The 22,744-nt window shown below is 71.2% G+C and carries 20 protein-coding genes; 8 read left to right on the top strand and 12 right to left on the bottom strand.

Annotated elements, in window-relative coordinates:
• Nucleotides 1–5: 5 nt before the first annotated feature.
• The 4 genes from fxsT to rsgA all read right to left on the bottom strand — a co-directional run bounded on the left by fxsT (nucleotide 6) and on the right by rsgA (nucleotide 7,484).
• A complete protein-coding gene (gene fxsT, locus ACFOX0_RS09420) occupies nucleotides 6–4,007 on the bottom strand; it encodes an FxSxx-COOH system tetratricopeptide repeat protein (RefSeq protein ID WP_377543661.1) in 4,002 nt (1,333 codons plus the stop codon).
• 10 nt (nucleotides 4,008–4,017) lie between these two features.
• The gene (locus ACFOX0_RS09415; RefSeq protein WP_377543659.1) at nucleotides 4,018–5,340 is read right to left on the bottom strand and encodes a TIR-like protein FxsC; all 1,323 of its coding nucleotides are present in this window, start codon (nucleotides 5,338–5,340) and stop codon (nucleotides 4,018–4,020) included.
• 193 nt (nucleotides 5,341–5,533) lie between these two features.
• On the bottom strand, nucleotides 5,534–6,385 hold the full coding sequence (locus tag ACFOX0_RS09410; protein ID WP_377543656.1) for an aminoglycoside N(3)-acetyltransferase: 852 nt from the start codon (nucleotides 6,383–6,385) through the stop codon (nucleotides 5,534–5,536).
• Nucleotides 6,386–6,425: 40 nt separating this feature from the next.
• Nucleotides 6,426–7,484, bottom strand: a complete 1,059-nt coding sequence (gene rsgA / locus ACFOX0_RS09405; protein ID WP_377543655.1) for a ribosome small subunit-dependent GTPase A — start codon at nucleotides 7,482–7,484, stop codon at nucleotides 6,426–6,428.
• A 200-nt stretch (nucleotides 7,485–7,684) separates the two neighbouring features.
• On the opposite strand from rsgA, the gene ACFOX0_RS09400 reads away from it, so the two are divergent.
• Genes ACFOX0_RS09400 through ACFOX0_RS09385 form a run of 4 tightly spaced genes read left to right on the top strand, consistent with a single transcriptional unit; the run spans nucleotide 7,685 to nucleotide 9,738 of the window.
• Nucleotides 7,685–8,401 (top strand): maleylpyruvate isomerase family mycothiol-dependent enzyme, encoded by a 717-nt coding sequence (locus tag ACFOX0_RS09400; RefSeq protein WP_377543653.1) that lies wholly within the window; start codon nucleotides 7,685–7,687, stop codon nucleotides 8,399–8,401.
• Nucleotides 8,402–8,408: 7 nt separating this feature from the next.
• Nucleotides 8,409–9,062: an MBL fold metallo-hydrolase gene (locus tag ACFOX0_RS09395; protein WP_377543651.1), complete on the top strand. Its 654-nt coding sequence runs from the start codon at nucleotides 8,409–8,411 to the stop codon at nucleotides 9,060–9,062.
• Nucleotides 9,063–9,106: 44 nt separating this feature from the next.
• Nucleotides 9,107–9,337, top strand: coding sequence for a type II toxin-antitoxin system VapB family antitoxin (locus ACFOX0_RS09390; protein ID WP_377543648.1), 231 nt, complete (start codon nucleotides 9,107–9,109; stop codon nucleotides 9,335–9,337).
• Entirely contained in the window at nucleotides 9,334–9,738 is a 405-nt protein-coding gene (locus ACFOX0_RS09385; RefSeq protein ID WP_377543646.1) for a PIN domain-containing protein, read from the top strand. Before ACFOX0_RS09390 ends, ACFOX0_RS09385 begins: the two co-directional genes overlap by 4 nt.
• 3 nt (nucleotides 9,739–9,741) lie before the next feature.
• Here the strand turns inward: ACFOX0_RS09385 and ACFOX0_RS09380 are convergent, their stop codons facing one another.
• A complete protein-coding gene (locus tag ACFOX0_RS09380) occupies nucleotides 9,742–9,948 on the bottom strand; it encodes a hypothetical protein (protein WP_377543644.1) in 207 nt (68 codons plus the stop codon).
• Between ACFOX0_RS09380 and ACFOX0_RS09375 the strand changes: the two genes are divergently transcribed.
• Nucleotides 9,947–11,365 carry an RtcB family protein gene (locus ACFOX0_RS09375; protein ID WP_377543642.1) on the top strand — a complete coding sequence of 473 codons (1,419 nt, stop codon included), beginning with the start codon at nucleotides 9,947–9,949 and terminating at the stop codon, nucleotides 11,363–11,365. The two genes, ACFOX0_RS09380 and ACFOX0_RS09375, sit on opposite strands and share 2 nt — an antisense overlap.
• A 57-nt stretch (nucleotides 11,366–11,422) precedes the next feature.
• Here ACFOX0_RS09375 and ACFOX0_RS09370 read toward each other — a convergent pair whose 3' ends face one another.
• The 4 genes from ACFOX0_RS09370 to ACFOX0_RS09355 all read right to left on the bottom strand — a co-directional run bounded on the left by ACFOX0_RS09370 (nucleotide 11,423) and on the right by ACFOX0_RS09355 (nucleotide 13,904).
• The gene (locus ACFOX0_RS09370; RefSeq protein WP_377543640.1) at nucleotides 11,423–11,848 is read right to left on the bottom strand and encodes an archease; all 426 of its coding nucleotides are present in this window, start codon (nucleotides 11,846–11,848) and stop codon (nucleotides 11,423–11,425) included.
• 155 nt (nucleotides 11,849–12,003) lie between these two features.
• On the bottom strand, nucleotides 12,004–12,228 hold the full coding sequence (locus tag ACFOX0_RS09365) for a hypothetical protein (protein ID WP_377544218.1): 225 nt from the start codon (nucleotides 12,226–12,228) through the stop codon (nucleotides 12,004–12,006).
• Between the two features lie 118 nt (nucleotides 12,229–12,346).
• Nucleotides 12,347–13,096, bottom strand: coding sequence for a hypothetical protein (locus ACFOX0_RS09360; RefSeq protein ID WP_377543638.1), 750 nt, complete (start codon nucleotides 13,094–13,096; stop codon nucleotides 12,347–12,349).
• A gap of 85 nt (nucleotides 13,097–13,181) precedes the next feature.
• The gene (locus tag ACFOX0_RS09355) at nucleotides 13,182–13,904 is read right to left on the bottom strand and encodes a restriction endonuclease (protein ID WP_377543636.1); all 723 of its coding nucleotides are present in this window, start codon (nucleotides 13,902–13,904) and stop codon (nucleotides 13,182–13,184) included.
• Between the two features lie 303 nt (nucleotides 13,905–14,207).
• Here ACFOX0_RS09355 and ACFOX0_RS09350 point away from each other — a divergent pair, with 303 nt between their 5' ends.
• The 3 genes from ACFOX0_RS09350 to ACFOX0_RS09340 all read left to right on the top strand — a co-directional run bounded on the left by ACFOX0_RS09350 (nucleotide 14,208) and on the right by ACFOX0_RS09340 (nucleotide 18,282).
• Entirely contained in the window at nucleotides 14,208–17,045 is a 2,838-nt protein-coding gene (locus ACFOX0_RS09350) for an FtsX-like permease family protein (RefSeq protein ID WP_377544216.1), read from the top strand.
• Between the two features lie 9 nt (nucleotides 17,046–17,054).
• Complete coding sequence (locus ACFOX0_RS09345; RefSeq protein ID WP_377543634.1) at nucleotides 17,055–17,771, top strand: ABC transporter ATP-binding protein; 717 nt, start codon at nucleotides 17,055–17,057, stop codon at nucleotides 17,769–17,771.
• Nucleotides 17,772–17,931: 160 nt separating this feature from the next.
• Nucleotides 17,932–18,282, top strand: coding sequence for a hypothetical protein (locus ACFOX0_RS09340; protein ID WP_377543631.1), 351 nt, complete (start codon nucleotides 17,932–17,934; stop codon nucleotides 18,280–18,282).
• A gap of 51 nt (nucleotides 18,283–18,333) precedes the next feature.
• Here the strand turns inward: ACFOX0_RS09340 and ACFOX0_RS09335 are convergent, their stop codons facing one another.
• Genes ACFOX0_RS09335 through ACFOX0_RS09325 form a run of 3 tightly spaced genes read right to left on the bottom strand, consistent with a single transcriptional unit; the run spans nucleotide 18,334 to nucleotide 22,735 of the window.
• The gene (locus ACFOX0_RS09335) at nucleotides 18,334–20,514 is read right to left on the bottom strand and encodes a DEAD/DEAH box helicase (RefSeq protein WP_377543628.1); all 2,181 of its coding nucleotides are present in this window, start codon (nucleotides 20,512–20,514) and stop codon (nucleotides 18,334–18,336) included.
• A gap of 2 nt (nucleotides 20,515–20,516) precedes the next feature.
• Nucleotides 20,517–21,560 carry a ParA family protein gene (locus tag ACFOX0_RS09330; protein ID WP_377543625.1) on the bottom strand — a complete coding sequence of 348 codons (1,044 nt, stop codon included), beginning with the start codon at nucleotides 21,558–21,560 and terminating at the stop codon, nucleotides 20,517–20,519.
• Complete coding sequence (locus ACFOX0_RS09325; protein ID WP_377543623.1) at nucleotides 21,557–22,735, bottom strand: ATP-binding protein; 1,179 nt, start codon at nucleotides 22,733–22,735, stop codon at nucleotides 21,557–21,559. Before ACFOX0_RS09325 ends, ACFOX0_RS09330 begins: the two co-directional genes overlap by 4 nt.
• Between the last annotated feature and the right edge of the window lie 9 nt (nucleotides 22,736–22,744).

The following is a 22,744-nucleotide window of genomic DNA, read 5'->3' as shown; positions in this document are numbered from 1 at the left end:
ACGGGTCACGCGTACGGCGACAGGTCGATCTCACAGTCCCACCGCTGGCCGGCCCGGAACGCCTCGGTGGCCGGATGGTCCCGGCCGAACACCCGCACCGCGACCTCCAGGAGTTCCTCGCGAAACTCCGTCAGCCCGGCCGTGTCGCCCTTCACCTCCCGGCTGACCGCCAGATTGGCACCGGCGATGATCCGGTCGGGATGGGTCTCGCCGAGCGAGCGCGCCATCTGTCCGTACACGCGTTGCTCGAGCACCAACGCCCCGTCCCGGTCACCGGCGTCGAACCGCGCGTTCGCGGCGATGACCGAGCACAGCAGGGTGTAGGGGTGGTCCGGCCCGAGCACCGCGCGCAGCCGCTCCAGAGCCCGGTCCGCCCGTCGGCGGGCGGCCTCGATCTCGCCGGACCGCCGGAGGATCGCGGCGAAGTTGCAGTCGACGGCCAGCGTCGAGGGATGGTCCCGGCCGAACGCGTCCCGGTACCGGTCCACGCACTCGCGGCCGAGCAGGGCGGCCTCGCTCTCCTCGCCCAGTGCCGAGAGAGCCAGCGCGAGCGTGCTGGCGCACGCGAGCCGGTCGATCCCGTGTGGCGGCCGGGTCGCGGCGTAGACGTCGTAGGCCCCCTGCGCGGTCGCCCTCGCCGCGTCGAACGCGCCCAGCCGACGCAGCGTCGCGGCCAACTCGACGTCGTTCCGCAGGGTGGCTGAGTGATCCGTGCCGTGCACCGCACGGTGTCCGGCCCGGGCCACCTCCAGCATCCGGCGCGAACCACGGAGGTCGCCGGTGAACCGGAGCACCCGACCGAAGTTGGTGGCCGAGAAAAGCGTCTCCGGGAATCGCTCACCGAGCTTCCGGCGGCCGAAGTACGCCTCCTCGTGCAGACGGTACGCCTCCCGGTAGTCACCGAGGTGTTCCATGACCATGGCGAGATTGTTGACGGCACGGTAGGACCGGCGATGGGTCTGGCCGTACAGTTCGACCGAGCGGCGCAGCGCCTCCTCGTTGAGCGCCCTCGCCTCCGCGTAATCCGCCGTCATCCAGCGGTCGGCGGCCAGCCCGGACATGGCCATGATGCTGTATTGGTTCGCCGGCCCGACGGTGGCCATCAGGCGCGCATGGGCGTCCTCGTCGAGACGCCGGGCCTGCGCGTAGGCGGCCCGCGGACGCAGCGCGTTGGCCAGGAAGATCTTCGCTACCTGCAGCTTGAGGTCGTCGTCCGGCCAGGAATCCGGCCAGATCCGCAGCGTCCTCTCGATCAGTTCGGCGCTGCTGGCGAAGTCACCGCGCCGGTACAGGTAGCGGGCGACGTCCAGGACGAGTTGCCGCACCTCGTCGTCGTCGGAGCGCAGCGCATCGGACGGAACGAGGTGCGGCCACAGGTTCGCGAACGCGGTCCAGGTTTCCGGCCGTTCCGAGTCGGCCGGGCTGGCGGCCACCAGGATGGCGTGCACCTGCCGCCGGTACTCGGCAGCGGTTTCGGCCGGCAGGTTCTCCCGGATGACCGCGGACACCAGGCGGTGCATCTGCATGCTGCTGTTCGCCTCGTCGAAGCGGGCCAGCGCGTAGCGGCTGGCCTGAACGATGAGCCCCGCGTAGGTGGCGTCGTCGCGCAGCGTGGGGTCGTCGCCGGCCACGGTCTCGATGAAGGCGCGGCTGTACAGCAGCGAGGCGACCACCGGCTCCGGCCCGAAGAAGGCCAGCAACTCCACCAGGCGCGCCGCGGCCGGCACCCGGTCACGCAGCTCATCGAGGGAGAGCAGCCAGGTGATCGCCCCGGCCTGTTCGTAACCGGCCGGCGGATTCTGGCTCAGCAGCCGGGACAACTGGTTGTCCACCAGCGCCAGGTAGCGGTCGGCCGGCATGCCGGTCAGCGCCAGCCACGCCCCGGCCTGCTCGATGGCCAGCGGGAGATCTCCCAGCCGCTCGGCGATCTGGTCCGCCTCCTCGTCGGTCACCGCCGGGATGTGCAGCCGGAGCAGTTCGACGCTCTCCCTCCGACCGAACGGCGCGACCTCGACGACGCTGGCGTCCCGGGTCTGGATCGCCCATCGGGACGTGATCAACACATGTCCCGGGCCCGCCGGCAGGACGTCCTCGAGGTCCGCCACCTCCCCGACGCTGTCGAAGATCAACAACCATCGTTGGTACGGACGGCCCTGCTGCAGCGCCTCGAGCAACAACCGAATACGTTCCGCCGTGGTATCGGTTGTCGGCACCCGTAGCTCGTCGGCGAGGTCGACCAGACCGGCACGGATCATGCTGCCCTGCGCCGCCGACACCCACCACACCACGTCGTAGTCACCCGCGAACCGGTACGCGTACTCGGTCGCCAGCTGGGTCTTGCCGACGCCACCCAGACCCGTGATCGCCAGGGTCGCGCCGGCGCCCGCCCGGGCGACCAGGCGCTCCCGGACGTCGGCCAGCAACTGTCGGCGACCGGTGAAGAACGTGTTACGCAACGGCAGCCGGAACAGTGGCGGCGGGGTGGCCGGAAACCGGGGTCGGCCGGTCTCGGCCCGCATCGGCGGCTCGACGATCGGCCAGTTGACCGCCGAGAGGAGTCGGCTGCGAGCCCGCTCCTCCGACATCCCCGACAGCTCCAGCACGCCGTACCTGCCCAGCGCCTCCGGCGCCGGCGTGCCGTCCAACGAGATGGGCAGGATGTTGACGCGCCCGGCCACCGTCGAGGTCGGTCGCTGTGACCAGCCGACCACCTCGGGCGGCGGTCGATGGCCGGCGGACAGCAGGACGACCACGAGGTCGGTGCCGCCCTCGGCCTCCGCGGCCAGGTCGGCGGCGGTCACCTCGTGGTTCTCCCGGAGCGCCGCCCGCAGCCCGACCTCACCGAGCACGTCGGCGATCCACTCGGCCCACAGCCGTTCCTCGGCGGCGTAGGTGATCAGCGGTCGGACCAGGGCCCGCGGATGGCGGCGCTCGAACCTCGCCAGCCAGTACCGTCGTACCTGCTCGTCCAGCACGATCAGGTGGGTCAGGTCGTCGCCGCTGACCACCCGGGCCAGCCGCTCGTAGGCGGCGAGCAGGGTGGTGGGCTGGTGGGCCCGGTCGCCGAAGACAGCGAGAATCTCCTCGTACGCGTAGAACAGCTTGTACGGGATCTCCACATCGGCCCAGTACCGGGCGCGTTCCTCCGGGTCCAGGTGCTCCAGGAACGGCGCGAACCGGGCTCGCGCGTAGTCCCGGCCGGCGTCGAGTTTGCTCTGCTCACCTTCCTCCACCCGCATGGGCACCGGCAGTATCCGTACCGGGTCCTCGATCCGCTGCCCGCGGATCGAACGGGCCACCGCAGCCGCGCCGTCGATGCTTTGATTACTGAGGGTGAAGCAGTTGACCACCATGTCGGGCAGCAAAACGGTGCAGATGCCGGCGCTGTCGCTCAGGCCGGTGCGGCTGTCGATGAGGACGAAGTCGTAGTGGGCCCGGAAGTTCTCCCGTAGTTCGGCGAGAAACGCCGCACCGCCGAGCCGCTCGTAGAAGCTCGGCCAGTCGAAGGTGCTCACGGTCGCCGAATAGGCCGGGCCCTGTCGGCCCGCGGGCAACAGATCGAGTTCACCGCCGTTGGCGAAGCGCCACCGGATGTGCCACCCGGCGGGAAGGGAGTCGCCACCGTGGCGGACATCTTCGGCCCGCGGCTCGGCGCCGGGATCGACCACACCGACGGAAACCGCGTAGCCGCGGACGTTCGGACGGACCGGCAGGTCCGCGGCCTCAGGTCGCCGGGGTTCGCCCACGGCGGCGGCGGCGAAGTCCCGCAACAGGTCGATGACGCCCTCGGACGCGTGCAGTTGTGGGTCACCGAGCAACGGATGGTAGAACCGGTGCAGGCCCGGCGACTCCAGGTCCCAGTCCACGGTCAGGACCCGGTGCCCGTTGCTGGCGAGGATCCAGCCGACGTTGGCCAGTGCCATGGTCCGCCCGGTCCCGCCCTTGTACGAATAGAAGGTGATGACCTGTCCCGGACCGGTACGCCGGTCTCCCGCCGGTAACGCCATCGCCGCCTCCTCAGGGGCCTTCGAGAATCGGCCTGGGCGGTCCGCCCCGGTCGGTCTCCGCCGCCGGTGGACCGGCCTGGGCGAAGATGCGGTTACGCGCGACTTCGAGGACCACCTGCAGGTCCTCGTCGAACGCGCGGTGGGTCAGGATGTCCGCCCGGTAGGCCAGCGACTCGCCGGCCGCCACCCGGTCGAGGAAGACGCTGCGCAGCCCGTCGGAGAGCCAGCGCCAGTTCTCGTGCGTCTCACTGTCCTCGTGGCTGCGGGGCACCATCGCCGTCGCGGCCGGCGTCCCCCGGTTCTCCTGCCGGGTCAGCGCCCGCCGGTACGCCTCGAGCTGGGTGGACCAGGCATCCACCAGCAGCACGACGATGCGACGCCCGGCCCGACCCGGCTCCGCGGACCGCTGGATGGGCAACACGTCCGAGGTGAGACCGACCTTCGCCGCCACCTCACGGGCGAAGCTGGCCAGCGACCCGGGCAGGGACGGCAGGTACGGCGCCCAGTCCTCCGAGGTGTCGCCGTAGAACTCGAGGCGCCGGCGGACGACACCGGCCTCCTGCCGACTGGGCGCCACGACCAGGAAATCGACGTGGTCGGACCGGGCCACCGAGGAGATCCGGCGCAGTTCCCGCGCGTTCCGCTCGCCCGGAGTGTGAAACGCGCTCCGCGCGTCCTCGAAGTCGACGGTCCGGCCGGTGACCGGGGGCAGCGGGTCGACCAACGCGTTCTCCACGATCCGGTCGGCCAGGATGCTGAGCATGTCGAGGTACTCGTCCCGGTTGCGGCTCAGTCGCATGAGCTGCCGCAGCCCGTCCCGCCGGTAAGCGTCGCTGAACGCCTCGTTGTCGTACTGCCTACGGCTCACGGCCTCGGGCACCCGTCGCGGCGGCAGCCAGAAGACGGGGAGCAGGGCATTCGAGCGCGCGCCTGTGTTCCGTTCGTGCCGGGCGAGTCGTTCGTCAAAGATCTGCCATTCCCGGCCACACGGCTCGCTGAGGAAGTAGCGGGGTGAACAGAGGGCAAGGAAGGACCGGCATTCCGACAAGGCCTCCACCAGATCCACCGACCAGGTCGACCCGATGTCGATGCTGTGGCTGTCCAGGAAGCCCACCTCTTCCGTACTGGCCAGTCCCGCCCGGACCCGGACCTCGCTGCACAGGTCCCGGTAGAACTGCTGTACGTACGGGTCGTCGCCGCTGCGCGCGTAGCTGAGGAAGAAGTAGAGGCCGCCGGCGACGGGAGCAGCGTCCGACCGCCCGGTTCCGACCGGCTCGGCACCTGCCGGCCCGGCACCGGTCGCGTCGGCATTGTCGGCGTGCTGTGCTGTCACCGCAGGGCACCACCGTTCCGGACGACAGATGCATGACAACCGCGAGACGGCGCGGCTCGTGACCGGCACGTCGCGCAGAGCCATAATGCACGTTTCGAAGCTGTTCGCACAGCGCTCAGTGCGAGGAGTCTGTCGCCGTCCGTGACGCGTCTCGGCCGTCGACGCCCTGACCAGGCAATTGACCGGCGAGGGCTCAGCGCACCGGCCGGAGGGCCGCCGCGCGGCGACCGGACCGCGGCGCAAGCGAGCCGGTCGGGACACCCCGGCCGACGAGCCAACCGGTCGCGAACGCCACCGCGTCCCGGATGTCGACCAGCAGGGCCGCCGCCCCGCCGACCGGACCGGCCGCGACACCGTTCGGAGCGGCCTCGCGGTAGTCCGCACCGAGAGCCGCGAAATCGCTGTCGTCCAGGACCGCCGCCCGGTAGCTGATCCACCTCCGACCGGCCGTCGTCATCACCACGCACCGGTTGGCCCGGTGCCGCAGCCCCGGCTGTCGGTATTCCGCGAGGTGGAACGCCGTGCAGCGGTCGAATCCGACCCCGAGCAGGAGCGCCTGCCCGCCGACCGCCTCGACGGCGGCCAGCGGTGAGTCCTCCCCCAACTCACAGGTGATCGGGTGCCGGGCGGTGAGCGCCCGGGCACGGGCGCCGACGGCGACGAACGAGGTCTGCGGGTGCGGGCTGCGGACGGCGCCCGGCCAGGTGCGTACCGTCTCGGCGATCAGTCCCATCTCCCGGCACGGCGTCACCGCCGGGTCGAACGCCGGCAGCTCGGCGCGGATGGCCGGCCACCACCGTTCCGGCACCGGGGCGTGCGACCACCGCGACGGGTCCCGGTTCTCCGGGGTGAACGCCGGCACCACCAGTGTCCCGGCCGGGCCGAGCACCGCCAACAGGGCACGGACCACCGTGGGCGCACCGCCGCAGACCCAGCCCAGCGAGCGCAACGACGCGTGCAGCAGGATCGTGGCACCCGGCCGTACGCCCAGTTCCCGCAGGTCGGCGGCCAGGCTCGTCCCGGTCCGCGGCGGCAATTCCGGCATGCTTCCGGAGTCTGCCAGCATTCCTCGCCCGCCGGGCCCGTCACCGCGGACCGGAGCCTCCGCGGGGCCGGCCGGGGTGGGAGCGACGGGCGACGGCGGACAGCCGGGCCTCCCGGCGGCGGGTCTCGTAGGCCGTCTCACGTTGCAGCTTCAGCCAGCTCTCCCAGCGCCGCCCGGACAGCTCGCCGCAGGCCAGCGCGGCGCGTACCGCGCAGCCCGGCTCGCTCTGGTGGGCGCAGTCGGCGAACCGGCAGGCCGCGACGAGTTCCGCCACGTCGCTGAACGTCCGGTCCAGCCCGTCGGCCGCGTCCAGCAGGCCGACCGCGCGGATCCCGGGGGTGTCCAGCACCGCGCCACCGCCGGGAATCGGGATCAACGCCCGGTACGTGGTGGTGTGCCGGCCCTTCCCGTCCGCCCGGCGAACCGCCTGGGTGGCCATCGCGGTCGCCCCCGCCAGCGCGTTGACCAGGGTCGACTTGCCAGCACCGGACGGACCGAGCAGGCCCAGGGTCAGCCCGGCGGCGACCATCGGCCGCAGCGCGTCCACCCCCACGCCGCGCTCGGCGCTGACCGGCAGCACCGGCACCCCGGGCGCGACCTGGGCCACCTGCGCCGCCACCGCGGCCGGATCCGGCACCAGATCACACTTCGTGAGTACGACCACCGGCCGGGCGCCGGACTCCCAGGCCAGCGACAACAGCCGCTCGATCCGGTCGACGTCCGGCGCCGGGTGCATCGGCTCGATCACCGCGGCGGTGTCCAGGTTGGCGGCCAGCACCTGGCCGGAGGAGTCCTTGTCGGCGGTGCGCCGGATCACCGCGGTCCGGCGGGGCAGCACCCGCTCGGCGGTGACCCGCTCGTCGGGCCAGGTGCGGACCAGCACCCAGTCCCCCGCGCACGGCAGGTCGGCCTGGTCCCGGGCCGCGGCGGCCAGCACACCGCCGCCCAGGCTGGCCCGGACGGTGCCGGCGGCGCAGAGCACGGTGCAGACGCCGCGGTCCACCCGGACCACCCGGCCCGGCCGGCACCCGGTACGTTGCGGCGACCAGTCGGCCGCCAGCCCGGCGGTCCAGCCGAGCGAGGTCAGATCGAAGTTCATGTCCACCCTTGTCAGAGTCGGAGAGCGCTGTTCGGGCACGCGTACGACGACCGGCACGGCTGTCCACCTCCCTCCTCGGCTACGGGTGACGCGTCGGCACCGACGGTAGGGCCCACCGCGACCCCCCGAAAGCGAATTCCGCCGCGCCACCGCCCCGCCGTACCCGTTGTCGGGCACCGCGCCCGGATAGGGTCTGCACCGTGACCGCTGACCCACTCGTCCTGATGCCCGAAGTCGACCGGGCCACCGAACGGTTGCTGCGCACCGCCGAATCCCTCGACGAGACCGCCGCCCGCGGCCCGTCCCTGCTGCCCGGCTGGAGCCGCGGGCACGTGCTGACGCACATCGCCCGCAGCGGCGACGCGGTGGTCACCATGCTCACCGGCGCCCGCACCGGCGAGCGGCTCAGGGGGTACGCCAGCGACGCCGCCCGGGATGCGGACATCGAGGCCGGCGCGGACCGGTCCCCGGCGGAACTGCTGACCGACGTACGGGAATCGGCGGCCCGGTTCGCCGACGCGGTGGCCGCCATGGCGCCGGCCGACTGGGCCGCGACGGTCGACCACCGGCTCGGGCCGATACCGGCGGCGGCCCTGGTCTGGATGCGGCTGCGCGAGGTCGAGGTGCACCACGTCGACCTGGCCGCCGGTTACGAACCGGCCGACTGGCCGGCGTCGTTCAGCCACCGGCTGCTGCACGACGTCGTCGCCGGCCTGGGGCGCCGGCCCGGCAGCCCGGCTCTGGTGCTGCGCCCCGCCGAGGGCCGGGTGGAACTCACCGTCGGCGAGCCGGAGGCCGCGCCCACCGTCGCCGGACCGGTGTACGAACTCGCCGGGTGGTTGATCGGGCGGACCGACGGCGCACGCCTTACCGTGACTCCCGACGGAAAACTGCCCACTCCCCCGGAATGGATCTGACTGCCCCATGGCCTATAGCGGAGACGTCACCACCGGCGGTGCGGCCGACGTACGTGAACTCGACGATCTCACCATCACCAAGGTGTCCGTCGGCCCGATGGACAACAACGCCTACCTGCTGCGCTGCCGGTCCACCGGCGAGCAGGTGCTGATCGACGCGGCCAACGAGGCGCCTCGGCTGCTGGAGCTGATCGGCGACGCCGGACTGTCCAGTGTGGTCACCACGCACGAGCACATGGACCACTGGGTGGCGCTGGAGGAGGTGGTGGCCACCACCGGCGCCCGTTCGCTGGTGCACGGCGCGGACGCCGAAGGGCTGCCGATCCCGTCCGAGCACCTGGCCGACGGCGACACCGTACGGGTGGGTGACCGCGAGTTGGAGGTGATCCACCTGGTGGGTCACACGCCGGGCTCGATCGCCCTGCTCTACCGCGACCCGAACGGGATCCCGCACCTGTTCACCGGGGACTCGCTGTTCCCGGGCGGGGTCGGCAACACGCACGAGGACCCGGCGGCGTTCGCCAGCCTGATCGACGACGTGCAGACCAAGCTGTTCGACCGGCTGCCGGACGAGACGTGGTTCTACCCCGGCCACGGCGCCGACTCGACGCTCGGCGCCGAACGCCCCAAGCTGCCCGAATGGCGCGCCCGGGGCTGGTGACGGAAACAGCCTGTATCTTGATATCAGCCTGGTAGCCTTGATACATGGCGCGAACGATCATCGACATCGACGACGAGAAGCTGGCTCGTGCGCAACGCGCGTTGCGCACGAGCACGAAACGGGAAACGGTCAACGCCGCCCTCGAACTGGCCGCCGCCGTCGACGCCGACCGCCGGTCCGAGCTGCTCGAATCCTTCCGCGAATTGCTGGGGCGCCTGGACACGGATCTGATCGAGCAGGACGAGCGGGACGACCACCGAGGCCACGCCGCGTGACCTTCCTGGCCGACACCTCGATGGTGATCAGGCTTCGCCAGGGACGGGACCTAGCTCCGCACTGGCTCGACGCCGTACGAGCCGGGCTGGTCGGCGTCTGTCCGGTGGTCGAGGCGGAGCTGGTGCGCGCCGCAGTCGGCAAGTCCGATCGTGATCAGCTCCGGGCTCAATTGCGAGCCCTGTTCGGTTGGCACCCGATGCCCGATGACGCCTGGCGATTCGTCGAGCGGGTCCAGGACGATCTGGTGAACCTAGGACAACACAAGGGCCCGTCAGTTGTCGATCTCCTCGTCGCCGCCACGGCCGACGCGTGGGGGCTGACCGTGCTACATGTCGATGCCGATTTCGACACCATCGCGCGGGTGGCGCCTGTCCGCGTGCGCAGAGCCGACCGCCTATAGGACTCACGGCCGGCGGCAGTACGTCCAGGCCTCCAGCAGCCGCCGGTCGACCAGCGTGATGCCCAACTCGTGTGCGAACCGCGCCCCGTCGCCGTTGGTGAAGAAGCCGTTGGCGGGCGGCCACCGGCCACGTGTACTTCCGGCCGGACCGGGTAGCCGCCAGCCGGCCCGGCAGCGCGTGCCGCCCGGGCGCCGGAGGGGCGGTGGCATGGACCTGGTTGAGGAAACGCCGTACCGGTTCCGGATCGACCGGCACGACCCGATGCGCGTACCCGGGGTGGTGTTCGCGTCCCGGGACCTGATGCCCGACCTCGGTACGGACAAGTCGTTGGCGCAGGTGGCCAACGTGGCCGCGCTGCCCGGCATCGTCGCCGCCTCGTACGCCATGCCGGACCTGCACTGGGGCTACGGCTTCCCGATCGGCGGGGTGGCCGCCACCGACGTGGCCGCGGACGGCGTGGTGTCGCCCGGCGGGGTGGGGTTCGACATCTCCTGCGGGGTCCGGCTGCTCGCCGCGGACCTCGACCTGGCGGGCCTGCGGCCGGTGCTGGATCCGCTGATGGACGGCCTGGACGTGGCGATCCCCCGCGGCATGGGCAAGGGCGCGGTGTGGCAGCTGACCGGCCGCGCGCAACTGGACGAGGTGCTGCGCGGCGGTTCCCGCTACGCCGTCGAGCAGGGCCACGGCGTGGAGCGGGACCTGCACCGCTGCGAGGATTACGGCGCGGTGTCCGAGGCCGACCCCGGACAGGTCAGCGGGCGGGCGGTGGAACGTGGGCAGGGTCAGGTCGGCAGCCTCGGCTCCGGCAACCACTTCCTGGAGGTGCAGGCGGTCGACCAGGTGTACGACGAGCGTGCCGCCACGGCGTTCGGGCTGCGTACCGGCCAGGTCTGCGTGATGATCCACTGCGGGTCGCGCGGGATGGGGCACCAGATCTGCACCGACCACGTCCGGGTCATGGAGACGGTGATGCCCCGCTACGGCATCACCGTGCCGGACCGGCAGTTGGCGTGTGCCCCGGTGTCCTCCCCCGAGGGCCGCGGCTACCTGGGTGCGATGGCCGCCGCCGCGAACTACGCCCGGGCCAACCGGCAACTGCTCACCGAGTCGGCCCGGCGGGTCTTCGACCGGGTCACCGGCTGCCGGTTGGACCTGGTGTACGACATCTCGCACAACCTCGCGAAGATCGAGACCCACGGCGTCGACGGCGGGCGGCGGGAACTGTGCGTCCACCGCAAGGGCGCCACCCGGGCGCTGCCGTCGGGTCACCCGGACCTGCCGGACGACCTGCGCGCGGTGGGGCAGCCGGTGCTCATCCCCGGCTCGATGGGCACCCCGTCGTACGTGCTCACCGGCGTGCCGGACGCGCCGGCGTTCGCCTCCACCTGCCACGGCGCGGGTCGGACGCAGAGCCGCAAGCAGGCGACCACATCGATCCGCGGCCAGGACCTGCGGCGCCAACTGGAGGCCCACAACATCGCGGTACGCGGCGCGTCCTGGCGCGGCCTGGCGGAGGAGAAACCGGAGGCGTACAAGGACATCAACGCGGTCGTCGACGCGGCCGAGGGTGCCGGTCTGTGCCGGCGGGTGGCCCGGCTGGTCCCGGTCGGCGTGGTGAAGGGCTGACGCGGGTCTGGTTGGTCCCGGTCGCGGTGAGGAGAGAACCGGCCGTCGGTCGCCGCGTCAGACGTCCAGGGTCACGCCGCACGTCCAGCCGTCCGCCTCCCGGCCGAAACGCAACTCGTGCAGGGCGACCGCCTTCGGCACCGCGCCGACCGGTTCCGCCCGGTCCGTGTCGGTCATCTCCAGCCGTATGTCGAAGCCGTCGGTCACGGCGGTGACGTCCGCGCGGACCGGAAGCCGCCCCTCGACGTCCATCCGGTAGATCACCTCGTCGAGGACGCCGACCAGCAGGTCGCCGTCCTCGCCGGGGCCGACGTGGAACGCGGCGTCACCGACCGGCGTGGCCCCCGACAGGTCGGCGAAGCTGTCCACCAGCGCGGCAACCGCCTCGGCGACGCACCCTTCCCGGGTCGGCGCCCACGCCTCGATCCGCACGTCCGCGGTGTGCGGCACACAGCGGTGCCCGGCCTCCGCCCGCGCGCTCATCCGCGCGTTCGCCGTGTGCGGCACACCGCGCCGCCCGCCCCTGCCGGCTCCCCCATGTGCACCTCCGGCCGGGCGGGTACCCGTCACCACTGCTCCCGTAACGCGGTCCGGCCGCCGACGTCGGAACGTCGGCGGCCGGAGGCGGATCGTCGGGGTTACTCGCCGTGGTCGGCCAGGTCGACCAGCGCCTTGGCGGTACGGAAGTACTGACTGCGACCAAGCTCGCCGATCGTCTTGATGCCGAGCGCCTCCTTGAGGTGCGAGGCGGCGCGGTCGCTGATCCCGGCGAGCGCGGCCACCGGGGCGTCGACGAGTTCGGCCAGGGACTTGTCCTGGTATTCCTTGTCGACCAGCTTGACGAGGTTGGCGGTAACGGGCACGAACACTCCCACGATTTTCCGGCCCGGCACGGCGCCGGGCACGGCCGTATTGTTCCATATAGGACCGAGCGTCGGGGCCGCCGGCCGACGGGCAACGGTTCGAAAGCGGGCCGGGCGGTCAACGCCACTCGCCGGCGAACAGCGGTTCCACCGGCCGCTCCGCCCGGCCGATGCGCAGGTCGTCGAAGACGGTGCTGCGCTCGGCCCGCTCGACCTCGACGTCCAGGTCGACGCCGAGTTCCTTCGAGGCGTCGTACGCCGCCCCGATCAGGACGAGTTCAACACCCCGCTGGTCGAGGAACGCGGGCGGGTCCAGGGGCGCGAAACGCCGGTCACCGAACCGGCGTTGCAGCTCGGCCGGCAACCTCGCCCGACCGGAACTCGACAACCCGACGCCGGGCGGCGACGGCACCCGGGGATTCTTCACCGTGACGATGTAGCTTGCCTCCGGCTCGATGTGCAGGTCGTGCTGCGCCGGGCCGAGCCGGTGCGGCAGCTCCAACTGGTACGCCAGATGGGTGTGATCGTCGTGCCGGGCGATCACGTACGCCCCCTCGGCGACCGGCCGGGCCGGTGGCTGCCGGCGCTCGCCCCGGGTCCGGGTCTGGTAGCCGCGCGGCTGGAGCGCGTCGGAGAGCTGCTGCGGCCGGTCCGCCACCGCGGCGACGAAGGCCCAGAACCGATCGTGCTCGGCGATCTCCGGCATCATCTTCCGGCCCACCACCAGCAGCCGGATCCGCCGCCGGCCCCGCCACGGGCGCAACACCAGCAACAGCCGTTGTACCTCCGCCACCGACTCCACGTGCTCGTCCGCCACCCGTGGCCGGTAGAAGAGATAGATGTCCCCGTCCTCCAACATTTCGGCCATGCCGGGGAGTACCCGACCCGCGGCTTTGTAGCCGGCCGAGCGACCCGCGGCTTCGTAGCCGGCCGAGCCGACCCGGGTGCCGGCGTCACCGCCCGGCGAGCGCCGGCGGCGGCCTGCGGGTGTAGGCCCAGACCTCCAGCAGCCGCCGGTCGACCAGCGCGATGCCCAACTCGTGCGCGAGCCGCGCCCCGTCACCGTTGGTGAACCAACCGTTCGTGACGATCATGCACAGGTCGCCGTGGTGCACCCGGTGGCAGGTGCCGGCGAACCTCTGGATCGCCGCGCTGCCGACCCGGTTGCCGAGGTGCTGCCGCTTGCACTGGACCACCACCCGGCGACCGTCCGGCGCGATCGCGGTCACGTCCGCGCCCCGGTCACCGGCCCCACCGACCACGGTCACGTCCCGGAAGCCCGAGGCCGCGAGCAGCCGACCGAACCACTGCTCGAACTCCGCACCGCTCATCGTGTCGGTCACCGCGACCAACCGGTCCCGCTCGGCCTGCTCCGCGCGCTGGCGAGCCTGCCCCTTTGCCACCGCGACCAGCACGGCGACCGCACCGGCCAGCACGACGGTCACCAGGAATCCCGTCCAGTAGGGATGCCGGGTCACGACACCCACCACGTACCGGACGGCCACGACCGTGAGGACCAGGACGAGCCCACCGAGCAGCAGGTCGAGGCCGCCCACCCCGCGACCGCCGGTGCGCCGGCGGGTCACCGATCGGCGGACGGATCCCCGCCGGCGACGCCGGAAATGACCGCGGACGCGGGCGCCGTCGCGGCGGGTGTGCGCTCTGACGTACGGCATCACACCTCCCGGGTACGAGGAGATGCCCGGTGTCCGCTCCGGGTCCGACAACTCACCGCCACGCCCACCGATGGTGTCAACCCCGCGCCAGTACGCCGGAGATGTCGGCGCGAACCGCCCTCCCATGGGCAACCGCGCGCCAGGACCAGCGGGCCGTTCAGAAGCGGACGTTGCCGCCCCGGTGGCGTTGCTACGCGAACAACACGCCCGACTGCTACGGAAGCTCGGTAAGCTACCGCGCCGGTTGTTGCTGAGGCTGATCGAGGCGGACGTGGTCATCGACGGTAGGTCCCCGTGCTGAGAATGGCGATGGCGCAGTGGCGGGTCAGGGCCCGCCGCTCGCTGGCCCTGCTGTCGATGATCGCGGTCGCCGTGGTCGGCTTCACCGTACTGACCGGCGCCGCGGTCACCGCCCGGTTGACGACCGTGGGCGCGGTGGCGGCGAACTACCGCCCCGCGTACGACATCCTGGTCCGCCCGAAGGGCAGCGTGCTGCCGTTGGAGCAGCAGCGCGGGCTGGTGCAGTCGGGCCAGCTCGCCGGCCTGCGCGGCGGGATCAGCACCCAGGCGTGGCAACAGATCCGGGAGCTACGGGACGTCTCGGTGGCGGCGCCGGTCGCGATGGTCGGCTACCTCATGCGCACCGTACCCGTACGGGTCGACCTGCGCGGGCAGCTCGACCCGGCCGCCGAGCGACAGGTGCTACGGGTACGACCGACCTGGGTCACCGACCGGGGCCTCAGCCGCATCCCGGACGGACCGGCGTTCCTCTACGCCACCCGCAACCCGCTCGACCAGAAACAGTACGACGACCTGCCCGCCGGTACGCCGCCGCCCGCGCCTAGGGAGGTCGACCCGGACGGCCGGCGGGTGCCGGTCTGCCCGCTGGTGACGGTGGTCGACCACGACGACCTGCTGGACCCCACCGACCTGCGCGGCCGGTCGTCACTGACCTGCACCGGCGGCCCCGGATCCCGGACCGGCACCGGGGAGCCGACCACCCCGGCCGTCACGCTGGCCTGGTCGGTGCCGTTCCTGATGGCGGCCGTCGACCCGGAGTCGGAGGCCGCGCTCGCCGGCCTGGACGGGGCGGTCACCTCGGGCCGGTACTTCACCGCCGGCGAGCAGCCGGTCGAGCACCGGTTGACCGGCATGCCCTACCCGTACGCGTCGCTGCCGATCCTCGTCGCCGACCGGCCGCAGCTCGACGCGCGGCTGGAGTTGACGGTGGACCGGTTGGCGCCGGGCGCGGTCGACGCGGTCCGGTCCACCGTCGACAGTCCACGACTGCGTGCCGACCTGACCAAGCGGCCGGGCAGCGCCGTCGACCACCGGACGGTCACCGTCGACGGGCCGTACCGGGAGATGGTCGGCCGGCTGCGCGAGCCGGCCGCGGACCGGCTGGAGGACTCGGCGTCCGCCGACACGCTGTGGCTGTCCCGGTTCTGGACCGTCGGACCGCCCGAGACCGAGCCGGACGGCGACGGCCTGCGCGCCGAACGGGTGCCGCACGACCGCAAGCTGTGGGGCGTGGGCGCCGACGACGGCGGCAGCGGGCACCCCGTACCGATGGAGTTCGCCGACACCGGCGTGCGGGCCGGCGTGGCGGTGCACACCAACACGCCGCCGGTGGCGCTGCGCCCGGGCGACGTCAGCATGCCCGACGTCGCTCTGGACGCGGTCGGCACCTTCGACCCCGGGCGGGTCAACCTGGGCGGCGCGCTGTCGGCGGTGCCGATGGACACCTACGCCAACCCGGGCGCGGCCGGCGCCGACGAGGCGTCCCGGCGGGCCCTGGGCGGCGGCCGGCTCGAACCGAACGCCAACGTCACCGGCCTGCTCGGCCAGCCGCCGCTGCTGCTCACCACCATGGCCGCGCTGCCCCGGCTGCTCGGCGCGGGCCGCTACCGCACCGAACCCGACTACCCGGAGTACCAGCTCAACGGCGCCGCCCCGATCAGCATGGTGCGGGTCCGGCTGGCCGGCGAGGTCGGCATCGACCCGGTGTCCCGGGAACGGGTACGGCTGGTGGCCCAGCAGATCGCCGAACGCACCGGCCTGCAGGTGGACATCACCCTGGGCTCGTCCCCGACGCCGGTCACCGTGCACTACCCCGCCGGCGATTACGGCCGCCCGGAGCTGGCGCTGGCCGAACCCTGGGTCCGCAAGGGGGTGGCGGCGGTCCTGGTCCGGGCCGCCGACCGCAAGAGCGTCCTGCTGTCGGCGCTGGTGCTCGCGGTGTGCGCGCTCGCCGTGCTGAACGCCAGCAGCGCCGCCACCCGGGCCAGACGCACCGACCTCGGCGTGCTGGCCTGCGTCGGCTGGCGACGACGACAGCTGCTGCTGTTGCTCGGCACCGAACTCGCCGGCATCGGCCTGGCCGCCGGTGCCGCCGGCACCCTGCTGGCGATACCCGTCGCCCTCCTGTTCGGCCTGGACATCGGCTGGGCGCACGCGCTGTCCGCAGTGCCGATCGCGGTGCTGCTCGCCCTGGCCGCCGGGGCGGTCCCCGCCTGGCGCGCGGCCCGACCCGACCCGGGCAGCCTGATCCGCCCCGCGGTCTCCGCGACCGCCACCCGCCGCCGCGCGCCCCGCCGGCTCGCCGGCCTGGCGCTGGCCAATCTGGTACGGACCCCCGGTCGCACGGCACTCGGCGCGTTGAGCATGGCGATCGGAGTCGCCGCGCTGACCGTCCTGCTGGCGATCACCTTCGCCTTCCGGGGTGCCGTCGCCGGCACCCTGCTCGGTGAGGCGGTCGCCGTCCAGGCCCGTACCGTCGACTACCTGGCCGTCGCCGTCACCATCGTGCTGGGTGTCGTCTCGGTCGCGGACGTGCTCTATCTCAACGTCTCGGAACGGGCCGCCGAGTTCGCTCTGCTCACCGCAGTCGGCTGGACCGAGGGCATGCTCGCCCGGGTGGTGACGGTCGAGGCCCTCACGATGGGCGTCATCGGCGGTACCGTCGGCGCGGGGACCGGCCTCGGCGCGGCGGCCGTCTTCGCCGGCGGCGTGACCGGCGCGCTGGCGGCCGGTGCGCTGGCCGCGCTGGCCGTCGGGGTCGCCGTCGCCATGCTCGGCGTGCTGGTGCCGGTGACCCTGATCCGCCGGCTGCCCACCGCCCAGCTACTGGCCCAGGAGTGAACCCGCGCGATGACCGACCCGATCGTCCGGATCACCGCCGCCCGCAAGAGTTTCGCCCTGCCCGACGGCGGACGCCTGCCGGCCGTGGACGGCGTCAGCCTGGACATCGCACCGGCCACGGCCGTCGCCCTCACCGGCCCCAGCGGCGCCGGCAAGTCCACCCTGCTGCACCTGGTCGGCGCCCTCGAACGGCTGGACGGCGGCACCATCGAGGTGGCCGGCCAGGAGATCGGCCGGCTGTCCGGGCGCGGGCTGGCCGCGTACCGGCGCACGGTCGGGTTCGTCTTCCAACGGTTCCACCTGTTGCCGGCGCTGACCGCCCTGGACAACGTGATGGCCCCGGTGCTGCCGTTCCGCACCGACTTCGACAAGGCCGCCCGGGCGCGCGAACTGTTGACCCTGGTCGGGCTGGCCGACCGTACGGACGCCCTGCCGTCCCGGCTCTCGGGTGGTCAACAGCAACGGGTGGCGGTCGCCCGCGCCCTGATCAACCAGCCGCGGCTGCTGCTGGCCGACGAGCCCACGGGGAACCTGGACTCGCGTACCGGCGCGTCGATCGTGGAGCTGTTGCTGCGGTTACGGGACGAGCGGGGTACGACAGTCGTGATCGCCACCCACGACCCGGCGGTGGCCGACGGTTGCGACGTGACGCACCGGTTACGCGACGGTCGCCTCGCCCCGTCCACCACCACCTTTCATGATCACGGAGAGTTCGGCTCGCTCTGACCGGCCAAAACTATCCGCGATCATGGGTTTATCCGGCTCCTTCAAGGGGAGACAGTTCGGTCGACGGGCGCATGGCACGACGGATTCAGCGCCGCTGGCGCGGTGTCCCGATCGGCGTCGGCGTTGAACGGGCGAGGCACTCTCACGAGGAGGAGTTGAGATGGCCGACGGACTCGCCGGGTCGCGCACCCATCACCCGGGCGGCAGGGGCGGCCGGACCCGGACGGCCACCAGGCCCGCCAGCGCCAGGAAGGCGACCGGGGCCAAGAAGGCCCCCGGCAAGGCAGCCGCGGCAGCAAAGAAGGTCGCCACCGCCAGTAAACGGGCCACCGGGGCGACCGCGGCGAAGACCCCGACGAAGAAGCCCAAGCCGACCTCGGCCCGCGTCGCCCAGAAGAAGGTCACCGCCGCCAAGCGGACCCTCGCGAAAAAGGCACCGGCGAAGCGGATGCCGGCCAAGAAGGCCGCAGCGAAGCGGGCACCGGCCAAGAAGGCCGCGGCCAAGCGGTGACCGGCACGTGCGACACGACGAACCCGTGGGCCTCGCTGTCCAACAAAGGCCTCAGCCGCTAGCAGGAACCACGAACCTGACCGGCTCACCGAGCACCGCCACTGCCGCATCCACATCGGCCAGCCGCGCCGCGAGCGTCGCCACCGCCAGCCGTTGAGGCAACGCAGCACCGAACTTGAGACCAGCCAAGGCCCTATCGTCGACATCGGGAAGGCAGACGCTTCCCACCGCGCTGCCGATCATCGCCAACACCGTGTCCCGGGAAGTTCCATCGAGCAGCCGCAGGCTGACGTCGTCGAACTGTTGGGTCGAATCCAGGAGAGGGCTGAGCGTGGCTGCCAGGGTGGCGTTGGCCCGGAACCCTGCCCAGGTCCACCAGCGCAGTTCGCCCCTTCCCGTACGGGTGATCACCGTGCCACCGGGGTGGACTGCGCTGGCGGCCCCGTCCCGCAGTTCGGCGAGCCGGCCCGCGGCACGGCGGGTCAGCCGCACCGGCGGCTCGCCGCCGAGCAGCACCTCGCGCATCGCCCGCACCATCAGGTACGACAGCCCCTGCGGCCCCGCTCCGGTCAGCCACTGCGCCTTACCACCCGAGTCAGCCGGCTCGACGAAGCAGCGGCGGCGTGTCCAGTCCACGTGGGTGACCCGCCAACTGCGTCCGGCCAGCAACAACAGCCGAGGGCCATGCACCTTCTCGGTGAGCAGCGCCGGATCGACCCGGCCGATCTCGGTCCGGCCGGCCAGTACGGTGAACTGCGGCGGTGCGGTGAACACGGCGGTCATGTCCATGAAGTGCCGCCGACCGAACCGCAGCTCGGCCTCGGGACCGACGAAGAGCATGCCGCCGTCGGATTCGAGGAAACCCTGTTCGACCAGGTGCCGGACGACGACCTGGGCGGTGTGGTCGAACGGCGGCAGGCCGTTCCACTCGGCCGACCAGAGTGTGTCGCCGACCCGCTGCCGTTGGAGGCAGAGGGCGAGTACCTGCTGGGCGACGATGTGCCGTGGCTCGGGCGGCGGGACGACGGCCTCGACCCAGCCGCGGCCCCACAGCGTCAACAGGCCGGCGGCGTGCAGCAGGCCGGGACTGTCCAGCGCCAGGAACAGGCAGTTACGGACACTGCCCGGACGGCGTCCGGTGCGCCCGATCCGCTGCAGGAAGCTGGCGACGGTGCGTGGCGCGTTGATCTGGATGACCCGGTCGAGGTCGCCGACGTCGATGCCCAGTTCGAGGGTGCTGGTCGAGACGATGACGCAGTCCCGCTCCTGTGCGAACGCCTCCTCGGCCCGCCGTCGCTCGTCGACGGCCAGCGAGGCGTGCGACAGGAAGGTGGTCACGTCGAGCGCTCGCAGTTTCTGTCCGAGTTCCTCGACCAGCGCCCGGGACTCGCAGAAGACGAGCCGCTTCTCGCCTCGGTGCAGGGCGGCGATCACCCTGGCCGCGTTGTCGACCGAACCGACGTAGTCCAGTTCCACATCGCCAGGCGGTGCGGTCGACGCCGGGGCGGGGCCGGCTGGCCGGGCAGCAGCCCGGGCCACCGATGTGCTCGGGCCGTCCGACGGGGCCCGGTCGGGGAAATCGGGTGCCACCACTCGGGCCGGCCGGTTCGCCCGCCCTGCGCCCTGCAGCCAGGACAGCAACTCGTCGGGGTTGCCGACCGTGGCGGAGAGCCCGATCCGCTGGACGGGACGCCCCGCCACTCGACCGAGCCGTTCCAGTACGGCCAGCAGGTGCCAGCCCCGGTCGTCACCGGCGAACGCGTGCACCTCGTCCACCACTATGGCTTGCAGGTTGCCGAAGAACTCGTCGTGGTCGACGTTGACGCTGACCAGCATCGACTCCAACGACTCGGGCGTGGTCAGCAGAATGTCCGGCCGCTCCCGCAGGATCTTGCGCCGCTGCCCGGAGGTAACGTCACCGTGCCAGACCGCGGTACGCCGGCCCAGCCACTCCGCGTAGCCAGTTACCCGAGGCAGCAGGTTGTTGAGCAGGGCCTTGAGCGGGCAGACGTACAGCAGGGACGTCCCACGCCAGTTCTGTTGCGCCATCCGGGACAGCAGGGGGAACAGCGCCGCCTCCGTCTTGCCGCCTGCCGTCGGCGCGAGCAGTAGCGCGTCGTCGCCGGCCAGCAAGGGTTCAACTGCGGCTTCCTGCAGCGGACGCAGCATCGGCCACTGCAATGAGTTGACGATGTGGTGCAGGACAACAGGGTGCAGCGACTCTGTTTTCACGATCAGCTATGGGTGGACACTGTTGCGAGCCGCCTCAACAGTTCCTCGCTCAATGACCTGAAGTCCTGATGGCACCGTTGCACCAAGGTCTGGGTGCTTCCCAATGCGCCATCACCGGATCGCAAGTCGAACATCGGTTTACGCGCATCGTGCGCCAGTGGCATCAAGCTCTGGTAGTTGCGTAGCGTCGCGATCTCGTACCCACGACCGATGTCGGTTGCGTCCGGCTCCCCCAACACCGCGGTTGCGAAGACGCTGGGGATGCGATCCAGCCACCGCTGATAGGCACGCACCGGCCGGTCGAGGCGCATCGTTGGTTGCATGATCACGTAACCGAGCGGCATCATCGTACCGGCCGGTGCGGCGATATTCGACGGAACCTTCGGCAGCACGACTTCCCGCCACGTCGTCCGCCAATCTCTCAGCGTCGGACCGAGATTTTTCAAGCCGCGCAGGGAGAAGAGGTCCGCCGCCAGCGGCATCAGCACCGCGTCAGCAGCCAGTAGGGCTGCTCGGTTAATAGCTCCCAGGTTGGGGCCGACATCGATGAGCACGATCTCAGCTTCGACCTCAGCGGCGGCCCGTTGCACAATTCGGTGAAATGCTGTCGTCACTCTTATCGCGGCTTGGTCCTTGCCGGTGAAGCCCCGAGGCCAGGCATCGGACAGGCGATCTTCGAAGGCACTGAGTTCGAGGTCACCTGGCATCAGGGCGAGATCCTGCGTGATCGTGACTGGCCGCACGCTCTCGATGTCTCCCACGCCCTCCATGATCGGCCGGATAGCGGTCACTACCGTGCCGATCCCCTGCTCCAGCGGAGACCATAGTCGACGCTGGTGAGGACCACCCCAGGCAGGTGTCGCTGCTTCGTCCCACAGTTCGCCAAGCGCGTCCTCGTCCAAAAAGGCGGCCGTCAGGTTCGACTGTGGATCAAGGTCGACGGCGAGAACGCTGTGGCCAAGGCGTTGCAGCATGTGTGCCAGGTGATAGGTCAGCGTCGTCTTGCCCACGCCACCCTTGTTGTTGAACAGAGCAAGGGAGATCATGTCGCGCTCCTCACCGTGACGGTCCACGAGGATTGGTCCACCACGAAAACCGGCTCTGGGTTGCCGTTACGAATCAACGAAGCTCGGATGCGGCCAATGCCACGACCAAATTGATTGACGTATCCGAGGGACTTCATGGCGGCGGCGAGCGAAGGGTTACGATAGTCATTGACGCGGTCGAAGTTGTCGGCCCGCACCTGACCGTACGGACCACCCGGATTCGTTACCTCAATGCGGTCGTCGAACCAGGCAATCCGAATTGGTGCGTTGGAGGATTCGTAATTACGATGCATTATTGCGTTCATGCACACTTCTCGGAGTGCTTCCAGCGGGTAGTTGGGCCGAGCCTCTTCCCGGAAGCCGCTGACTTCCGTGAGGCGCGTACGCAGATACCCCCTGAGCAGGATCTCGAGCCGCTCGGCGATTGTTATGATGTTGGCTCGAATTTCTTGCTCATCCAGGATCGACCCACCGACGTCCATTCCCTCGTACCGAACGAACTGCAGGTAAGCGCCGGGGACCCGGACGGTGGGGTCGATACCGACGAGCAGCAGACCGAGTACGGTTGGCGTGCCGTCAACGTCGGCGAGCCGAAGCGAGGCCAGCTGTTGCTCGATAGACCGATGATTTTCCTCCAACACCGTGACGTCCACGGCCTGCCGGAGGTACTCCATGCGAAACAGCTCGAGATCGAGGTCGTCCAGTGCACTGCCGGCAAGGGGACGCACATCGAACGGCGCCTCGAAAGACCGCCGCCGCTCCGACAGAACGCGTTCATCGTCCCGGCCGGCTCGCCTGGTAGTTGGGCCGGGTCGCACATACACGACGTTGTCGAACCTGACCGGCGGCGTTCGGGATGCATTTACCCGAACCCGGATGACAGGCTTTCCGCGGAATGTCTCGGCGGTCACCACCATTGAAGGCCGGTCAAGGATAAGCCCTTGGTCACGATACTCGGTGATCTTGAGGAGAGCCGCATCGGAGACGTCCGTGCCGTCAACCGGTCGACCGTGGTCGTCGACACCGATGATCAGGTCACCCCCGCCCAACCGAGGTAGGTCGTTGGCGAGAGCGCAGATGGCCTTCCGGATGGCGTTCCGGTCGGTCGCCTCTCGCTTGAACTCAAGGGCGGCAGTCTCCTGAGTACCGAGGAGGGATGCCAGATCTGTGCTCATGGTCTGATT

It is taken from the genome of Micromonospora zhanjiangensis (assembly GCF_042650605.1).
Lineage (GTDB): Bacteria > Actinomycetota > Actinomycetes > Mycobacteriales > Micromonosporaceae > Micromonospora_J > Micromonospora_J zhanjiangensis.
This window is presented reverse-complemented; position numbering and strand designations above follow the sequence as displayed.

What these genes read in the sequence shown, in the direction of transcription:
- ACFOX0_RS09360 (WP_377543638.1), bottom strand. Translation starts at nt 13,096, where the DNA reads ATGGCCGAAATGTTGGAGGACGGGGACATCTATCTCTTCTACCGGCCA.
- ACFOX0_RS09325 (WP_377543623.1), bottom strand. Translation starts at nt 22,735, where the DNA reads ATGAGCACAGATCTGGCATCCCTCCTCGGTACTCAGGAGACTGCCGCC.
- ACFOX0_RS09395 (WP_377543651.1), top strand. Translation starts at nt 8,409, where the DNA reads ATGGCCTATAGCGGAGACGTCACCACCGGCGGTGCGGCCGACGTACGT.
- ACFOX0_RS09350 (WP_377544216.1), top strand. Translation starts at nt 14,208, where the DNA reads ATGGCGATGGCGCAGTGGCGGGTCAGGGCCCGCCGCTCGCTGGCCCTG.
- ACFOX0_RS09340 (WP_377543631.1), top strand. Translation starts at nt 17,932, where the DNA reads ATGGCCGACGGACTCGCCGGGTCGCGCACCCATCACCCGGGCGGCAGG.
- ACFOX0_RS09375 (WP_377543642.1), top strand. Translation starts at nt 9,947, where the DNA reads ATGGACCTGGTTGAGGAAACGCCGTACCGGTTCCGGATCGACCGGCAC.
- ACFOX0_RS09345 (WP_377543634.1), top strand. Translation starts at nt 17,055, where the DNA reads ATGACCGACCCGATCGTCCGGATCACCGCCGCCCGCAAGAGTTTCGCC.
- ACFOX0_RS09355 (WP_377543636.1), bottom strand. Translation starts at nt 13,904, where the DNA reads ATGCCGTACGTCAGAGCGCACACCCGCCGCGACGGCGCCCGCGTCCGC.
- ACFOX0_RS09380 (WP_377543644.1), bottom strand. Translation starts at nt 9,948, where the DNA reads ATGCCACCGCCCCTCCGGCGCCCGGGCGGCACGCGCTGCCGGGCCGGC.
- ACFOX0_RS09370 (WP_377543640.1), bottom strand. Translation starts at nt 11,848, where the DNA reads ATGAGCGCGCGGGCGGAGGCCGGGCACCGCTGTGTGCCGCACACCGCG.
- rsgA (WP_377543655.1), bottom strand. Translation starts at nt 7,484, where the DNA reads ATGAACTTCGATCTGACCTCGCTCGGCTGGACCGCCGGGCTGGCGGCC.
- fxsT (WP_377543661.1), bottom strand. Translation starts at nt 4,007, where the DNA reads ATGGCGTTACCGGCGGGAGACCGGCGTACCGGTCCGGGACAGGTCATC.
- ACFOX0_RS09410 (WP_377543656.1), bottom strand. Translation starts at nt 6,385, where the DNA reads ATGCCGGAATTGCCGCCGCGGACCGGGACGAGCCTGGCCGCCGACCTG.
- ACFOX0_RS09330 (WP_377543625.1), bottom strand. Translation starts at nt 21,560, where the DNA reads ATGATCTCCCTTGCTCTGTTCAACAACAAGGGTGGCGTGGGCAAGACG.
- ACFOX0_RS09390 (WP_377543648.1), top strand. Translation starts at nt 9,107, where the DNA reads ATGGCGCGAACGATCATCGACATCGACGACGAGAAGCTGGCTCGTGCG.